The organism is Mycolicibacterium tokaiense (genome assembly GCF_010725885.1).
Classification (GTDB): domain Bacteria; phylum Actinomycetota; class Actinomycetes; order Mycobacteriales; family Mycobacteriaceae; genus Mycobacterium; species Mycobacterium tokaiense.
In genome coordinates this window covers 4,132,412-4,148,697 of record NZ_AP022600.1, presented here as the reverse complement: position 1 = coordinate 4,148,697, position 16,286 = coordinate 4,132,412, and the positions used below count along the sequence as shown (strand labels likewise).

Below are 16,286 nucleotides of genomic sequence, written 5' to 3'. Positions count from 1 at the left end.
AGCTACCAGGTGCTGGTACGCAGGACTATCTCAGCTGCCAGTTGCGCGGTGGCTTCCTGCGCGTTGCGCCGAGCCAGCATCTCGACCACCCGGTAGTCGCCGTAGACGAACCGCTGGCTGGCCTGCACCACCGCCCGCGATGCCGCGGTGCTGACCAACGCGGTGGTGTTCATCTCGACGGCGGGGCAATCAGCCAGGCGCACCACCCCGGAGGTGTCCGGCACACGGGGATGCCCCCGGTCGACCACCACCAGACCGGTGAAACGGTCCAGCCGGGACGCCGCGAGCTCCCAGGCCAGTTCGGCGCCCCAGCGGTCACCGACCAGAACGGCCCAGCGCACGCCGATGACGTCGAGCACGCCGAGCACCGATTTCGGCGTCAGGCGGGGATCCGAACCCACCACCACCGTGCGCAGGTTCGCGGTGTGCAGCCGGGCGCACACCCCGTCGTAGGCCGCCGTGGCGAGTTTCGCCGTCGCCAGCAACACCACCACCGCTCCCTTGTCGGGACCGGACACGTCGACGGGAACGGCAAAACCCTCGACGGTCGGGATCATCGTCGCAGGCATTGCGTCACGCTACAGCTCGCACCCGCAGCCATGGGCACTTTCGTCGTGTTTCGATTCATCTCTGGGCGAATCAGGCGGCGGCGATCCGTTCCGACTGCGAACCCACGACGTCCAGGAACGTCTGTGGCAGTGTGGCTTTGGCGCGGATGTCGGGATTGTCCACCGGCAGGCTCAGACCGATCATGGCCATCGGCCCGATGTTGGCGAAGGCCATGTACACGCTGCTCTCGGCGCCGCGGAGGTTCATCGTCTGCTGGTACAGCAAGGCGTCGTCGGCACCCGGAACCGGGTCCGCGAGCGCGGTGGTGGTCATGGGGATGCCCTCGGACGCGGGGTCGAAGAAGGTCTGGAAGGTCTCACACCGCTGCGCCGTCTGCGCCAGCTCGTCGAGATCCAGATGCCAGGACAGCACGGTGATCACGATCCGCGCGCCGTCGAAGCCGGCGCTGTACTGCACGGCACTGCCCGGTCCGCGCTGCGCCGACGAGGCGATGACGTTGGTCAGGCCGTCGCTGCAGCCGGGGGGCTTGGACAGCATCGCCGGCGGCCCGCCCGCGCCGTCGGGTCGGCCGGGTTGGAACTCCACGCGGTCGTACTGCACACCGTCGGGCAGGTCGGCCGGGCCCAGCACCACCTTCTCCAGCGTGGCTCCCGGCCAGGTCGGGGTGCCGGGGACCACCGAACTGCACGCCGAGAGCAGCGCCGCCACCAGGGCACACACGCCCAGGATCGCCGACCGGTTCGTCACCGGTTCAGGCTACCGGCCAGCGCCGACGTGACGACCGGACGTGGTGGGGCACCGTGCTCCAGCAGCGCGCGGACGGCGTGGAGATCCAGGTGGGCGCTCAGCACGTCGGCCATCAGGTCCAACTGGGCGTCGCGGCGCCCGGGCACGTCGACGTCGGGCGCCACCTCGAAGCCGTCGCGGTGTGCGGCCGCCGCCGCGGCCGTCAGCCAGTCGCGGCGCACGTCGTTGTTGTCCATCAGACCGTGCCAGTGGCTGCCGAACACGGCTGCGCTGCGCAGTCCCACGCCCAGCCAGTCCTCGGCGTCGCTGCGGCTGACCTGGCCGTGGTGGATCTCGTACCCGGTCAGCGGCGACTCCCAGTGCCGCAGCGTCTTGGCCGGTGCGAACTCGATGTCGGCGTCCAGCAGCCCGAGGCCCGGCACGGTGCCCTGCCCGGATTCGACGTCATCGACGATGCGGCGGCACAGCATCTGGAAGCCACCGCAGATGCCGAGCACGGTGCGCCCAGCCGCGGCATGCGCGGCGATCGCCGTGTCCAGGCCACGGCTGCGCAGCCAGGTCAGGTCGGCCACCGTCGCCTTGGAGCCCGGAATGACGATGACGTCGGCGTCGGTCACGTCGGCGGCGTCGCTGACCCAGTGCACCACCACCCCGGGTTCGCAGGCCAGCGCCTCGATGTCGGTGGAATTGGAGATGCGCGGCAGCCGAAGGGCGGCCACGCTCAGCGACCGGGAGCCGCGTGGCGGCAACGGCACCCCGACCATGCGGTTCGTCACCACCGACAGCGAGTCCTCGGTGTCGAGCCAGAGCCCCTCGACGAAGGGCAGCACGCCGTAGGTGGGCCGGCCGGTCAGGGCCAGCAGCTGGTCCAGCCCGGGCTCGAGCAGGCTGCGGTCACCGCGGAACTTGTTGACCACGAATCCCGCGATCAGCGCCTGGTCCTCGGGTGCCAGCACCGCCACCGTGCCGAAGAAGTGCGCCAGCAGCCCGCCGCGGTCGATGTCGCCGACCACGATCACCGGCAGGTCCGCGGCCCGAGCCAGCCCCATGTTGGCCAGATCCGTTGCGCGCAGGTTGATCTCGGCCGGCGATCCGGCGCCCTCACAGATCACCGCGTCGAACTCGGCACGCAGCCCGGCGAGTTCGTCGGCCACCACGGCGGCCAGCTGTTCGCGCTGCGTCATGTAGTCCGCGGCGCGCACCGTCCCGGCGACCGCGCCGCGCACCACCAGTTGTGAGGTGCGGTCGCTGCCGGGTTTGAGCAACACCGGGTTGAACCGCACGCTGGGCGCCAGTCCCGCTGCCCGGGCCTGCATGGCCTGGGCGCGGCCGATCTCGCCGCCGTCGGCGGTCACCGCCGAGTTGTTGGACATGTTCTGCGCCTTGAACGGCGCCACCCGCACGCCTGCCCGCGCCAGCAGCCGGCAGAGCCCGGCCACCACCATGGACTTGCCCGCGTCGGAGGTGGTGCCGGCGACGAGCAGTGCTCCGCTCACGCCGAGGGCAGCGTCAGGATCTCGGCTCCGTCGTCGGTGACCACCAGGGTGTGCTCGAACTGTGCGGTCCAACGCTTGTCCTTGGTGGCCACGGTCCAGCCGTCGTCCCAGATCTCGTAGTCCAGCCCACCCAGGTTGATCATCGGCTCGATGGTGAACGTCATACCGGGCTCGAGCACCGTGTCCACCGACGGCTGGTCGTAGTGCAGCACCACCAGTCCGTTGTGGAAGGTCTCGCCGATCCCGTGGCCGGTGAAATCCCGAACGACGTTGTAGCCGAACCGGTTCGCATACGCTTCGATGACCCGGCCCACCACCGAGAGCTGCCGGCCCGGCTTGACCGCCTTGATGGCGCGCAGGGTGGCCTCGCGGGTCCGCTCGACCAGCAGCCGGTGCTCCTCGGTGACGTCGCCGGCCAGGAAGGTGGCGTTGGTGTCGCCGTGCACACCGTCGATGTAGGCCGTCACGTCGATGTTGACGATGTCCCCGTCGGCGATCACCGTGGAATCCGGGATGCCGTGGCAGATCACCTCGTTCAGCGACGTGCAGCAGGACTTCGGAAAACCTTTGTAGCCCAGCGTGGACGGGTAGGCCCCATGGTCGATCATGTACTCGTGGGCGATGCGGTCCAGATGGTCGGTGGTGACCCCCGGGGCCACCGCACGGCCGGCCTCGGCCAGCGCGTCGGCGGCGATGCGACCGGCCACCCGCATCTTCTCGATCACCTCGGGGGTCTGCACCCAGGGCTCGCTGCCTTCTCTGGCGGTCGACTTCCAGGCGTACTCGGGCCGGGGTATCGACTTGGGAACCGGCAGTGTCGGGGACACGTCACCGGCGCGCAGCGCGGAGCGAACGGACATGACGTCAGGGTAGCGGGCAGATGTCAGCCACGGCGACGCCAGCCCTTGCGAGGGCCGCGGATGTCCACGCTGCCGCACACCACCTTTCCGGTGAGGATGACGTGCGGATTACCCTCGGCGGGAGCGTCTTTGCGGTGATCGTGGGCACTGCCCATGATCACCTCGACGTCGTCGATGGAGGCGCTGGCGCCGTCGGGCAGCCGCAGGTCCAGACCCCCGAAGCGCAGGTCGAGTTCGATCACCACGATGGGGCCGCCGAACTTCGCGCGGGTCAGGTCCAGGTCCACCGAGCCCATCCGGCGCACCAGGGCCAGCCGGGTCGGCACGGTCCATTCGCCGTGGCGCTTGAGTGAGCCCAGGACGCCCCGCAGCTCCACCCGGTCGGCAGCCGAGGTGACGATGGCGCCCGGGCCGGGCAGGTCGTCGACCAGTCTGTCCAGCTCGGAGCGCATCCGCGCCGAGGACACCTGCACCGAGCGTTCCTCGAACTCCTCGATGTCGATCAGGCCCAGCGCCACGGCGTTGTGCAGCCGGCGCAGCGTGCCGTTGCGATCGGCATCGGAGACGCGCATCGGGGCGGCGTGGTCGTCGACTGTCATGGCGCTACCCACGGTACCGCCAGTCAGGTCAGATAATCAGACGGCAGACTGTCGAGCATCTGCTTGGTCATCCGCACCGCGTACTCCGAGCTGCCGCCGCCGACGATCAGCGACGCAAAGGCCATGTCACCGCGGTAACCGGCGAACCACGAGTGCGAACCGCCGGCGAACTCCGCCTCGCCGGTCTTGCCGAAGACCATGCCCGTATCGGCCAGGTCCTTGGCGGTGCCGTTGGTGACCACCAGTCGCATCATCGACCGCAGCCCGTCGAGCAGTTCCGGGCTGATGGGCCGCGCCTGGCCGGTGACCTTGGTTTCGTGGCCCACGATCAGGTGCGGCACCGGGGTCTTGCCCGACGCCACCGTGGCGGCCACCAGCGCCATACCGAACGGGCTGGCCAGCACCTTGCCCTGGCCGAAGCCGTCTTCGATGCGCTCGGTCAGGTTCACCGTCGGCGGCACGGAACCGGTGAAGGTCGTCAGCCCGTCGATCTCGTAGTCCTGGCCCAGGCCGTACTGCGCGGCGGCCACGGTCAGGCCGTCGCGCGGCATCCGGCTGGCCAGCTCGGCAAAGGTGGTGTTGCACGAACTGGCGAAGGCCCGCGACATCGGCACCACTCCGAGGTCGAAGCCCCCGTAGTTGGGCACAACGCGGTGGCCGATCTCGGCCGTGCCGGGGCAGCCCAGCAGGGTGTTCGGGGTCGCCATGTCGCGGTCCATCGCCGCACCGGCGGTGACGATCTTGAACGTCGAGCCGGGCGGATACTGACCGGTGGCGGCCACCGGGCCGTCGGCGTCCGCGGCGCCGTTCTGCGCGACGGCGAGGATCTCCCCCGTCGAGGGCCGCAGCACCACCAGCATCGCCTTCTGGCCCTGGCCGTTGACCGCGTTCTGGGCGGCGTTCTGCACGGCGCGGTCCAGGGTGATGGAGATCGACGGTGCCGGAGCGGGTGCTTCCTCCTTGAAGATGTCGACGTCCAGGCCGTTCTGGTTGACGCTCACCACCCGCCAGCCGGCATCGCCGTCGAGCTCGTCCACGACGGCCTTCTTCACCTCGGTGACGATGGCCGGGGCGAAGCTGGGGTCGGTGGGCAACAGGTCGGCCTGCGGGGTGATGACCACACCGGGCAGCTTCTCCAGAGCGGGGGCGATGCGGTCGTTGTCGGCTTTGTTCAGCGTGATCAGGCTCAACGCACCGGGTGCGGAACTGGCCTGCTCGGCGAGGCGCTGGGGGTCCAGCGCGGGAATGAACGGGCGCAGCGCGTCGGTGACGAAGCGCGCGGTGTTCATCAGGTCGCGGCCGGCCTGGGCGGCGTCGAGCTGGTAGTGGTACAGGTTGCCCGGCACCAGCACGTCGCTGCCCCCGAGCTCGTTGACCGAGGCGCGCCGCGGCGGGTCCGAGCGCAATTGCAATGTCTGGTTCTCCCCCAGCTTGGGATGCAGACCCGTTGCGGCCCAACGCACTTCCCACTGTCCTTCGTCGCGGACCATGTTCAGCTGGCCGTCGTAGGACCAGGTGCGGCCCCGGGGCAGGTGCCAGGTGTAGCGGTAGTTGACGCTGCCGATGTCCTGGGTGTACTTCGCGCCGGTGACCTGAGCGTCGAGATGGTCGGCCTGCAGTCCACCCCAGGCGGCGTTGAGCGCCGCGCGGGCCTCGTCGGGTTTGTCGGTGAACTGGGCCGCGCCGGTGGTGTCGCCGGTGGCCAGCGCCGCGAAGAACTGCTCGGCCGCCGGAGCGGGTCCGTCGGGTCGCGGCGTGCAGGCGGTGAGCCCAGCGGTGAACCCCGCGACAGCCAGCGTTGCTGTTATGCGTGTTACCAGTGATCTGTTTGTGACCATTGGGGTTGATGTTAGAGCTGTGACTGCGCGTCGTTGCGGAGGCACACCGCAGAAATCAGTCGAGCAGGACGGTGGCGAACGTGCCCACCTCGGTGAACCCCACCCGCGCATAGGCCGACCGGGCCACGGCGTTGAAATCGTTGACATACAGGCTGGCCACCCGGCCGCCGGCCACCACCGCGGCGGCCAGTGCCGCCGTGCCCGTCGCCCCCAGGCCCCGGCCGCGGCGCTCGGGGTGCACCCAGACGCCCTGGATCTGGCCCACCGCAGGCGACTGCGATCCCACCTCGGCCTTGAACACCACCTCACCGTGCTCGAAGCGGGCCCAGGCCCGCCCGGCGGCGATCAGCCCGGCCACCCGGCGGCGGTAACCCCGCCCGCCGTCGCCCAGGCGAGGATCGATCCCCACCTCGCCGATGAACATGTCGATGGCCGCCACCAGGTAGGCGTCCAACTCGTCGATCCGCACCCGTCGCACCAGAGGGTCCGCCGCGCAGGCCGGGGGCGACGACAGCGCCAATAGCGGCTGCCGGTCCCGGACGTCCCGCGCTGGGCCCCAAGCACTTTCGAGTCGCCGCCACATCGGCATCACCAGTTCGGCCCGGCCCACCAGGGACGAACACCGGCGCGCGCTGCTCATCGCCTTGTCGGCGAAGGCATGCAGGTCAGCGGCTGCACCGCGCAACGGGATCAGATTGGCCCCGGCGTAGCACAGCGATTCCTCGGCCCGCCGGCGTGTCCACAGCTCACCGCCGATGGCCGCGGGGTCGATGCCGTGGTCGGCCACCCGCGCGGCAACCATGCAGGAACCCACCGGATCGTCGTCGAACACCCGCTGCACGGCCGCGGCATCGCGCACCACGGACACCCGCCGCTCGTCGACCAGACGAAACAGAGGTGGAGCCGACATCAGGACTCTCTCTCACGACCGCGGCTCCCGGACAGCCGCATACCGTTCCTAGCTTACGGTCACCACCGGCGCTCCGCTGGCACTTGCGTCTTCGCCACGCTCCTCGGCGATTCGCAACGCCTCCTCGATCAGGGTCTCGACGATCTGCGCCTCCGGCACCGTCTTGATCACCTCACCGCGAACAAAGATCTGGCCCTTGCCATTTCCGGACGCGACACCCAGATCGGCCTCCCGGGCCTCCCCCGGTCCGTTCACCACGCACCCCATCACGGCCACCCGCAACGGTACGTTCATGCCCTCCAGGCCCGCGGTGACCTCATTGGCCAGGGTGTAGACGTCGACCTGCGCGCGACCGCACGACGGGCAGGACACGATCTCCAGCCCGCGCGGACGCAGGTTCAGCGACTCCAGGATCTGGTTGCCGACCTTGATCTCCTCGACCGGCGGCGCCGACAGCGACACCCGGATGGTGTCACCGATGCCCTTGGACAGCAGCGCCCCGAAGGCGACGGCCGACTTGATGGTGCCCTGGAACGCCGGCCCGGCCTCGGTGACGCCGAGGTGCAGCGGGTAGTCGCACTGGGCGGCCAGCTGCTCGTAGGCGGCCACCATGATCACCGGGTCGTTGTGCTTGACGCTGATCTTGATGTCGCCGAAGCCGTGCTCCTCGAAGAGCGACGCCTCCCACAGTGCGGACTCGACCAGCGCCTCCGGGGTGGCCTTGCCGTATTTCTGCAGCAGCCGCGGATCCAGCGATCCCGCGTTGACGCCGATCCGGATGGGGATGCCGGCGTCTCCGGCGGCCTTGGCGACCTCCTTGACCCGGCCGTCGAACTCCTTGATGTTGCCGGGGTTCACGCGGACCGCCGCGCAGCCGGCGTCGATGGCGGCGAAGATGTACTTCGGCTGGAAGTGGATGTCGGCGATCACCGGGATGTTCGCCTTCTTGGCGATCACAGGAAGCGCGTCGGCGTCTTCCTGGCGCGGGCAGGCGACGCGCACGATGTCACACCCGGAGGCCGTCAGCTCGGCGATCTGCTGCAGCGTCGCGTTGATGTCGTGGGTCTTGGTGGTGCACATCGACTGCACCGCGATCGGATGCTCACTGCCGATGCCGACATCGCCCACCATCAGCTGGCGCGTGGTGCGCCGCGGGGCGAGCGTGGGCGCCGGGGCCGCCGGCATACCCAGGCCGATCGAGGTCATCGCTTGTCCTTTTCTCACTACGGCCGACTACTGGAACAATCTGATCGGGTTGACCAGATCTGCGGTCACGGTCAGCAGCATGTAGCCGACCACCACCACCAAGACTACGTAGGTGGCGGGCATCAGCTTGAGGTAGTTGACGGGGGCGGCGGCCACTTTGCCGCGCGCCGAACGGAGCATATTGCGGATCTTCTCGTAGAGGGCAATCGCGATGTGGCCGCCGTCGAACGGCAGCAGCGGCACCAGGTTGACCGCGCCGAGGACGAAGTTGAGCTGCGCCAGGAAGAACCAGAACGCCACCCAGAGCCCGGCGTCGACGGTGTCACCGCCGATGATGGACGCGCCCACCACGCTGATGGGGGTCTCCGGGTCACGCTCCCCGCCGCCGATGGCGTCGACCAGCGCACCCACCTTGGTGGGGATGTTCGCCAGCGCCTTGGCGAGTTGCACAGACAGGTCGCCGGTGAAGGCGAAGGTGGCCGGCACCGCGGACAGCGGATTGTACTGGGTGGGCCCGAACTGGGCGGCGGCCACACCGATGGCACCGACGTCGATGGTCTGCTGGCCACCGTCGGCGCCGGTGGTGATGCGCTGGGTCTGGGTGACGTCCACGACCGTGGTGAACTGCGTGCCGTCGCGCTCCACGGTGAACGGCGTCGGCGCGTTCAATTCGCGCACGGCGGTCACCATCTCGTCGAAGTTGGCAACCGGGGTGTCGCCGACCTTGACGATGGTGTCGCCGGACTGGATGCCCGCCTGGGCCGCCGGACCGTCACCGGTGCACTCCCCCAGCTCCCCGCGCGCGACTTCCGGTGCCACACAGGCGGTCTGGCCGACGATCGCGGTGGTGGGCGGGTTCAGGTTGGGCAGCCCCCAGATGACGGCGATGGCGTAGATCAGGACCAGCCCGATGATGAAGTTCATCCCGGGGCCGGCGAACAGCACCGCGACCCGCTTCCAGGTCTTCTGCCGGAACATCGCGTACTTACGGTCCTCGGGCGCGAGCTCCTCCACCGACGTCATGCCGGCGATGTCGCAGAACCCGCCCAGCGGGATGGCCTTGAGGCCGTATTCGGTCTCACCGAGGCGGTTGGGCCGGCGGGTGGACCACACCGTCGGGCCGAACCCCACGAAGTACCGGCGCACTTTCATGCCGGTGGCGCGCGCCACCCACATGTGCCCGCACTCGTGCAGCGCCACCGAGACCAGGATGGCCAGGGCGAACAGCACGATCCCCAGGGTGAACATCATCGTGTGGTCAGGACCTTCCGTGAAACCGCTTCGCCGGCCTTTTCCCGGGCCCAGCGTTCAGCGTCGAGAACGTCGTCCACGGTAGCCGGTGGAGCTGCCCATTGACCCGCGGCGTGCAGCACCTCACTCACCGTCGCCACGATCGACGGGAACGAGATGCGCCCGGCCAGGAAGGCCGCGGCGGCCTCTTCGTTGGCGGCGTTGTAGACCGCCGTCATGGCACCGCCGATGGTTCCGGCGTGCCGGGCAAGGTCCACCGCCGGGAAGACGGCGTTGTCCAGCGGCTCGAACTCCCAGGTGGAGGCGGTGCTCCAGTCGCAGGCGGCGGCCGCCGCCGGCACCCGGGCGGGCCAGCCCAGAGCGAGCGCGATCGGCAGTTTCATGTCCGGCGGCGACGCCTGCGCCAGGGTGGAGCCGTCGCAGAACGTGACCATGGAATGCACGATCGACTGCGGATGCACCACCACCTCGATGCGGTCGTACGGGATGCCGAACAGCAGGTGCGTCTCGATCAGCTCCAGGCCCTTGTTGACCAACGAGGCTGAGTTCAGGGTGTTCATCGGGCCCATCGACCACGTGGGATGGGCGCCCGCCTGCTCGGGGGTGACGGCCTCGAGGTCCTCGGCGCGCCAGCCCCGGAACGGTCCGCCGGAGGCGGTCAGCACCAGGGCGGCCACCTCCTCGGCGGTGCCCCCACGCAGGCACTGCGCCAGCGCGGAGTGCTCGGAGTCCACGGGCACGATCTGACCGGGTGCGGCCGCGTCGAGGACCAGCGGCCCCCCGGCCACCAGCGACTCCTTGTTGGCCAGCGCCAGCCGGGCACCGCTGCGCAGGGCCGCCAACGTGGGCTTCAGGCCCAGCGCGCCGACGAGTGCGTTGAGCACCACGTCGGCCGGGGTGTCCTCGACGATGCGGGTGGCCGCGTCGGGACCCGAGTAGCGCACCGCGACGCCGAGCTGGTCGACCCGCTGCGCGGCGGCGGCATCGGCCACCGCGATGTTGGTGACCCCGGTCTGCTGCGCCTGCTGCGCCAGCAGCTCGGGGTTGCCGCCGAAGGCTGCCAGTCCGACGATCTCGAAGCGGTCCGGGTTGGCGGCGATCACGTCGAGCGCCTGGGTGCCGATGGACCCGGTGCTGCCGAGGATCAGTACCCGCACGCGATTGTTGACCACCGATCCATTGTGCCGCGTCAATCCGCGCCGTGGTCGACACGTCCGAGACGGGGCCGAATGATGACACAACCGTGACGTCCGGCCGTCCGAGCCGGTCTGAGACTCTTCGGCGTCCGAATCGTGGGTACAGGAGCCGGACGGGTTCCTGCCCGTTGTTCATCGAAGCAGACAAGGAAGTCGACGATATGCACACGATTCAGCACCGAGTCTTCGCCGCCGGGTTCGCCGCAGCCGCCGCCCTCGCCCTGGCCTCCTGTTCCAGTGAGGAAGCCAGCGACACCGCTTCGTCGGCAACCAGCGCCGCCTCCTCAGCCGCCGAGGCGGCCACCGGCGAGGAGACCACCTCCGAGGCCACCACCACCAGCGCCATGGCCGATCCCGCCGCCAACCTGGTGGGCTCCGGTTGCGCCGCCTACGCGGAGGAAGTTCCCGAGGGCCCCGGTTCGGTGGCCGGCATGGCCGAGGCGCCGCTGAGCGTGGCGGCGTCCAACAACCCCATGCTCAAGACCCTGACGCAAGCGATCTCGGGCCAGCTGAATCCGAACGTCAACCTCGTCGACACCCTCGACGGCGATCAGTTCACCGTGTTCGCACCCACCGACGATGCCTTCGCCAAGCTGGATGCGGCCACTCTCGAGACCCTCAAGACCGATTCCGATCTGCTGACGTCGATCCTGACCTATCACGTGGTCCCGGGACAGGCTGCTCCCGATCAGGTGGTGGGCGAACACGTCACCGTGCAGGGCGCTCCGCTGACCGTCACCGGAGAGGGTGAGGAACTGCGGGTCAACGACGCCGGACTGGTTTGCGGCGGAGTGAAAACCGCCAACGCGACGGTGTACATGATTGATACTGTGTTGATGCCGCCGGCTTCCTGACGGCAACCGAGACTGGCAGGGCAGCCCGACCCCCCGACCGGGCTGCCTTGCCTCTCGACAATCCGCGGGCGTGGACATTCCCCTGCGATGCTCGTCAAAAAGACTCTCGCGTCTTGAATTTCGCCACCTCAGAGTCGAAATAGTTTTCAGCACAAAAACATTCCGACCCATCCAGATGCGGTTCCACAACGAATCATAAGCATCCGCACACTCAACAACAAGGAGTCGACCACCCATGAAGACACACCTGCTCGCCGCCACCGGTATCGCTGCCGCTGTGATGGGCCTTGCGGTCGCCCCCGCCGCCGTCGCCGAACCGATGGGCCCGGTGGGCCCCGGCTGCGCCGCCTACGCCCAGCAGAACCCCGTCGGTCCGGGCTCGATCAACGGCATGGCCCCCGCCCCGGTTTCGGTGGCCGCGGCCAGCAACCCGATGCTCACGACGCTCACCCAGGCCATTTCCGGGCAGCTCAATCCCGAGGTCAATCTGGTCAGCACCCTCGACGGCGGGGAGTTCACCATCTTCGCACCCACCGATGAGGCATTCGCCAAGATCGATCCCGCCACCATCGACACGCTCAAGACCGACGCCCCGCTGTTGACCAACATCCTTACCTACCACGTCGTTCCGGGTCGCGTGAACCCTGACCAGGTGGCAGGCACCCACGTCACCGTGCAGGGCGCTCCGCTGACGGTGGAGGGCCCGGCCGACCACCTGATGGTCAACGACGCCTCCGTGGTCTGCGGCGGCGTGCAGACGGCCAACGCCACGGTCTATCTCATCGACACCGTGCTGATGCCGCCGCCGGCGATGTAATCAGTTCCCCCCGCGAGCGGCACACCGGCCACTGGTCGGTGTGCCGCTCGTCATCGCTTGTGCGCCAAGATATCTGGTGTCGATCACCTGCCCGGCGGCGGAAAATTGTGCACCCAGTGCCGCGCGATGTCCACCCGGCGGGCGATCCACACCGCGTCATGAGACTGCACGTGATCGAGGAAGCGTTCCAGCGCAGCGACGCGGGCGGGTCGGCCCACCAGCCGGCAGTGCAGCCCCACCGACAGCATCTTCGGCGCGCCGGCCACCCCTTCGGCATAGAGCACGTCGAACGCGTCACGCAGATAGGTGAAGAACTCGGTGCCGGACGGGAATCCGCTGGTGGACACGAACTTCATGTCGTTGGTGTCCAGGGTGTAGGGCACCACCAGATGGTCGTGGCCGGCCACCGTGGTCCAGTACGGCAGGTCGTCGGCGTAGGAATCCGAGTCGTAAAGGAAACCGCCGTGCTCGACCACCAGCTCCCGCGTGCGGGGCGAGTCGCGGCCGGTGTACCACCCCAGCGGCGCGCTGCCGGTCAGCTCGGTGAGCAGCGCCACCGCGTGCGCCATGTGTTCACGCTCGACGTCCACGTCAGCCATCTGATAGCTCAGCCAGCGCAGGCCGTGGCAGGCGATCTCGTCACCGCGTTCGGTGAAGGCCGCCACCGCTTCCGGATTGCGTGCCAGCGCCAGCGCCACCCCGAAGATGGTCAGCGGCAGTCCGCGCCGCTCGAACACCCGCAGCACGCGCCACAGACCGGCCCGCGAACCGTACTCGTACAGTGACTCCAAGCTCATGTGCCTGTTGGGATACGACTGCGCCCCAATGACTTCGGAGAGGAACGTCTCCGATCCCTGGTCGCCGTCCAGTACGTTGCTCTCGGCGCCCTCCTCGTAGTTCAGCACGAACTGCACGGCGATGCGGGCGCCGCCGGGCCACTGGGGATGCGGCGGGTGGGGGCCGTAGCCCACCAGGTCACGCGGATACTCGGGCAGCGTCATGCCGGTCATTGTGTCAGCGTCAGAGAGCTGTCACCGGCCGAGAAGTTTCCCGCGACCGCGAATGGGGCAGCATCACAGACATGACTCGGCTGTTGTGGTTCCGGCGTGACCTCCGACTGGGCGATCTGCCCGCGCTGCTGGACGCCGGTGCCGATGACGCCGAGGTGCTCGCCTGCTATGTGCTCGATCCGCGGTTGACGGCCTCGGCGGGGCCGCGGCGCGAGCAGTTCCTCTACGACTCTCTGCGCGAACTGCGCGACGCCCTGGACGGCCGACTGCTGGTCACCCGAGGTCGCCCCGACACCCGCATCCCCGCGGTGGCCAAGGCCGTCGGCGCCACCGCCGTGCACATCTCCGAGGAGTTCACCCCCTTCGCCCAGGCGCGCGACGAGAAGGTGGCCGCGGCGCTGGGCGACATCCCCCTGGAGAAATCCGGCTCGGCGTACCTGGTGTCACCCGGCCGGGTCACCAAGGACGACGGCTCCCCCTACAAGGTGTTCACGCCCTATTTCCGGCGCTGGCGCGAGCGTGGCTGGCGGGCACCCGCCAAGACCGGGCCCAAGTCGGCGCGCTGGATCGACCCCGCCGACGTCTCCGGCGCCGGCAAGAACCTCGACATCCCGGACCCGGGTACCGAGTTGCCGTATCCGGCCGGAGAGAAGGCGGCGCGGCGCCGGTGGAAAAAGTTCGTCGACCAGGGCCTGGAGGGGTACTCGGCGGACCGCAACCGCCCGGATCTGGACGCCACCAGCCGGATGTCGGCCTACCTGCACTTCGGCAACATCCATCCCCGCACCCTGGCGGCGGACCTGGGCACCGCCGAAGGCCCGGCGGCCTATCTGCGCGAGCTGGCCTTTCGCGACTTCTATGCCAGCGTGCTGGCGCAGTGGCCGCGCAGCGCCTGGTGGAACTTCAACAGCGACTTCGACGCCATCGAGGTCGATGACGACGACGAGTCGTTCACGGCGTGGAAGGAGGGGCGCACCGGATTCCCCATCGTCGACGCCGGGATGCGGCAGCTGAGCGAAAGTGGCTTCATGCACAACCGGGTGCGGATGATCACCGCGTCGTTCCTGGTCAAGGATCTGCACCTGCCCTGGCAGTGGGGGGCGAAGTGGTTCTTGGAGCAGTTGCTCGACGGTGACATCGCCAGCAACCAGCACGGGTGGCAGTGGGCGGCGGGCTGCGGCACCGACGCCGCGCCGTATTTCCGGGTGTTCAACCCCGACACCCAGGGCAAGAAGTTCGACCCCGAACAGGCCTACGTGCGGCGGTGGGTCCCGGAGTTCGGCACCGACGAGTACCCGGACCCCATCGTCGACCACGGCGCCGAGCGCGCCGAGGCGTTGCGGCGGTACAACGCGCTGAGCTGAAACGGCGTATGCCAGAATGGCGGCAGGTTTTCCGCCCCGATCCGTGAGGAGCTCAGCAGTGGTCAGCACCGAGGTCGAGCGCTACGACGACGTCGATCCGGCCGATGTGCCGTCCGCCAAGTGGGGTTGGAGCAAGATCAACTACCGCACCTGGCACCTGACCGGCCTGTTCATCATCGGCTTCCTGCTGCTGATGCTGCACGGCAACCACGTCGGTCACGTCGAGGACTACTTCCTGATCGCCTTCGCCATCATCGCCACGTTCTTCCTGGTGCGCGACTGGTGGGGCCGCCAGAAGGGCTGGCTGCGCTAGCCGCTGGCCCGTCCCTCGGCCGCCAGCTGGCCGCACGCTGTGCTGAAACGCGTGCGCTCCAGCTACCGGCCTCGTCCCTCGGCCGCCAGCTGGCCGCACGCTGTGCTGAAACGCGTGCGCTCCAGCTACCGGCCTCGTCCCTCGGCCGCCAGCTGGCCGCACGCGGCGGCGATCTCGCGTCCGCGCGTATCGCGCACCGTGCACGACACGCCTTTGGCGCGCACCCGTTTCACGAACTCCCGCTCCACCGGTTTGGGACTGGCGTCCCATTCGCTACCGGGTGTGGGATTCAGCGGGATCAAATTCACGTGCACCAGCCGCCCGAATGCCGCGTGCAGCTTCTTGCCCAGCAGATCGGCGCGCCACGGCTGATCGTTGACGTCGCGGATCAGCGCGTACTCCACCGACACCCGGCGCCCGGTGCGATCGGCGTAGTACCGCGCCGCATCGAGCACCTCCTCGATCTTCCAGCGGTTGTTCACCGGCACCAGGGTGTCGCGCAACTCGTCGTCGGGGGTGTGCAGCGACAGCGCCAGCGTCACGCCCAGCTTCTCGTCGGCCAGCTTGCGGATGGCCGGGGCCAGCCCGACGGTCGAGACCGTCACCGACCGGGCCGAGATGCCGAACCCCAGCGGCGCGGGGTCGATGATGCGGTGCACCGCGGCCACCACGCGGTTGTAGTTGGCCAGCGGCTCGCCCATGCCCATGAACACCACGTTGGACAGCCGCCCGTCGAACTCGTCGCGCACGGCCGCACCCGCGGCGCGCACCTGCTCGACGATCTCGCCGGTGGACAGGTTGCGCATCAGGCCACCCTGTCCGGTGGCGCAGAACGGGCACGCCATCCCGCAGCCGGCCTGCGAGGAGATGCAGACGGTGTTGCGGTCGGGGTAGCGCATCAGCACCGACTCGAAGGTGGTGCCGTCGACGGCCCGCCACAGGGTCTTACGGGTCTCTCCCGCATCACACTGGATCTGGTTGGCCACCGTGAGCAGCCGGGGGAACAGCGACTCGCTCAGCGGCGTCCGCAGCGCGGCGGGCAGATCGGTCATCTGCTCCGGGTCGGCGATGAGCCGCCCGTAGTACTGCGACGCGAGCTGCTTGGCGCGGAAGGCCGGCAGGCCCAACTCCGTCACCGCGGCGGCCCGGGCGTCACCGTCGAGATCGGCAAAATGCCGCGGGGGCAGTGCCCGGCGCGGCGCCTCGAAAACCAGCGGAAGATTCATGATCGAGATCCAGTATCCGCCTCCACGGC

General features: G+C 69.0%; 16 protein-coding genes. 4 read left to right on the top strand and 12 right to left on the bottom strand.

Annotated features, from left to right (window positions below; genetic code table 11):
- Window positions 1-2: 2 nt before the first annotated feature.
- From G6N58_RS20225 to dxr, 10 genes are all read right to left on the bottom strand, one after another.
- A complete protein-coding gene (locus G6N58_RS20225) occupies window positions 3-569 on the bottom strand; it encodes an alpha/beta hydrolase (protein ID WP_115277520.1) in 567 nt (188 codons plus the stop codon).
- A 70-nt stretch (window positions 570-639) separates the two neighbouring features.
- On the bottom strand, window positions 640-1,317 hold the full coding sequence (locus tag G6N58_RS20220) for a hypothetical protein (protein WP_115277521.1): 678 nt from the start codon (window positions 1,315-1,317) through the stop codon (window positions 640-642).
- Window positions 1,314-2,813 (bottom strand): cobyric acid synthase, encoded by a 1,500-nt coding sequence (locus tag G6N58_RS20215; protein ID WP_115277522.1) that lies wholly within the window; start codon window positions 2,811-2,813, stop codon window positions 1,314-1,316. The genes G6N58_RS20220 and G6N58_RS20215 overlap by 4 nt, the downstream gene beginning before the upstream one ends.
- Entirely contained in the window at window positions 2,810-3,673 is an 864-nt protein-coding gene (gene map, locus G6N58_RS20210) for a type I methionyl aminopeptidase (RefSeq protein ID WP_115277523.1), read from the bottom strand. Before map ends, G6N58_RS20215 begins: the two co-directional genes overlap by 4 nt.
- A gap of 23 nt (window positions 3,674-3,696) precedes the next feature.
- Window positions 3,697-4,272, bottom strand: a complete 576-nt coding sequence (locus G6N58_RS20205) for a DUF1707 SHOCT-like domain-containing protein (RefSeq protein WP_068916396.1) — start codon at window positions 4,270-4,272, stop codon at window positions 3,697-3,699.
- Between the two features lie 23 nt (window positions 4,273-4,295).
- On the bottom strand, window positions 4,296-6,110 hold the full coding sequence (locus G6N58_RS20200) for a penicillin-binding transpeptidase domain-containing protein (protein WP_115277524.1): 1,815 nt from the start codon (window positions 6,108-6,110) through the stop codon (window positions 4,296-4,298).
- 55 nt (window positions 6,111-6,165) lie between these two features.
- On the bottom strand, window positions 6,166-7,020 hold the full coding sequence (locus G6N58_RS20195) for a GNAT family N-acetyltransferase (protein ID WP_115277525.1): 855 nt from the start codon (window positions 7,018-7,020) through the stop codon (window positions 6,166-6,168).
- Window positions 7,021-7,068: 48 nt separating this feature from the next.
- The gene (gene ispG, locus G6N58_RS20190) at window positions 7,069-8,226 is read right to left on the bottom strand and encodes a flavodoxin-dependent (E)-4-hydroxy-3-methylbut-2-enyl-diphosphate synthase (protein WP_068916393.1); all 1,158 of its coding nucleotides are present in this window, start codon (window positions 8,224-8,226) and stop codon (window positions 7,069-7,071) included.
- Between the two features lie 27 nt (window positions 8,227-8,253).
- A complete protein-coding gene (locus tag G6N58_RS20185; RefSeq protein ID WP_115277526.1) occupies window positions 8,254-9,477 on the bottom strand; it encodes a M50 family metallopeptidase in 1,224 nt (407 codons plus the stop codon).
- On the bottom strand, window positions 9,474-10,649 hold the full coding sequence (gene dxr / locus G6N58_RS20180; protein ID WP_115277527.1) for a 1-deoxy-D-xylulose-5-phosphate reductoisomerase: 1,176 nt from the start codon (window positions 10,647-10,649) through the stop codon (window positions 9,474-9,476). The genes G6N58_RS20185 and dxr overlap by 4 nt, the downstream gene beginning before the upstream one ends.
- Before the next feature lie 185 nt (window positions 10,650-10,834).
- Here dxr and G6N58_RS20175 point away from each other — a divergent pair, with 185 nt between their 5' ends.
- Together G6N58_RS20175 and G6N58_RS20170 are read left to right on the top strand one after the other, a co-directional pair.
- Complete coding sequence (locus G6N58_RS20175) at window positions 10,835-11,527, top strand: fasciclin domain-containing protein (RefSeq protein ID WP_115281389.1); 693 nt, start codon at window positions 10,835-10,837, stop codon at window positions 11,525-11,527.
- A gap of 235 nt (window positions 11,528-11,762) precedes the next feature.
- A complete protein-coding gene (locus G6N58_RS20170; protein ID WP_163908288.1) occupies window positions 11,763-12,344 on the top strand; it encodes a fasciclin domain-containing protein in 582 nt (193 codons plus the stop codon).
- Window positions 12,345-12,427: 83 nt separating this feature from the next.
- Here the strand turns inward: G6N58_RS20170 and puuE are convergent, their stop codons facing one another.
- On the bottom strand, window positions 12,428-13,345 hold the full coding sequence (gene puuE / locus G6N58_RS20165) for an allantoinase PuuE (protein WP_115281390.1): 918 nt from the start codon (window positions 13,343-13,345) through the stop codon (window positions 12,428-12,430).
- An 80-nt stretch (window positions 13,346-13,425) separates the two neighbouring features.
- Here puuE and G6N58_RS20160 point away from each other — a divergent pair, with 80 nt between their 5' ends.
- Together G6N58_RS20160 and G6N58_RS20155 are read left to right on the top strand one after the other, a co-directional pair.
- Entirely contained in the window at window positions 13,426-14,718 is a 1,293-nt protein-coding gene (locus tag G6N58_RS20160) for a cryptochrome/photolyase family protein (RefSeq protein WP_115277528.1), read from the top strand.
- Window positions 14,719-14,776: 58 nt separating this feature from the next.
- Entirely contained in the window at window positions 14,777-15,031 is a 255-nt protein-coding gene (locus tag G6N58_RS20155) for a DUF2631 domain-containing protein (protein WP_068916387.1), read from the top strand.
- A 125-nt stretch (window positions 15,032-15,156) separates the two neighbouring features.
- Here the strand turns inward: G6N58_RS20155 and rlmN are convergent, their stop codons facing one another.
- A complete protein-coding gene (rlmN, locus tag G6N58_RS20150) occupies window positions 15,157-16,257 on the bottom strand; it encodes a dual-specificity RNA methyltransferase RlmN (protein ID WP_115277529.1) in 1,101 nt (366 codons plus the stop codon).
- Window positions 16,258-16,286: the final 29 nt, after the last annotated feature.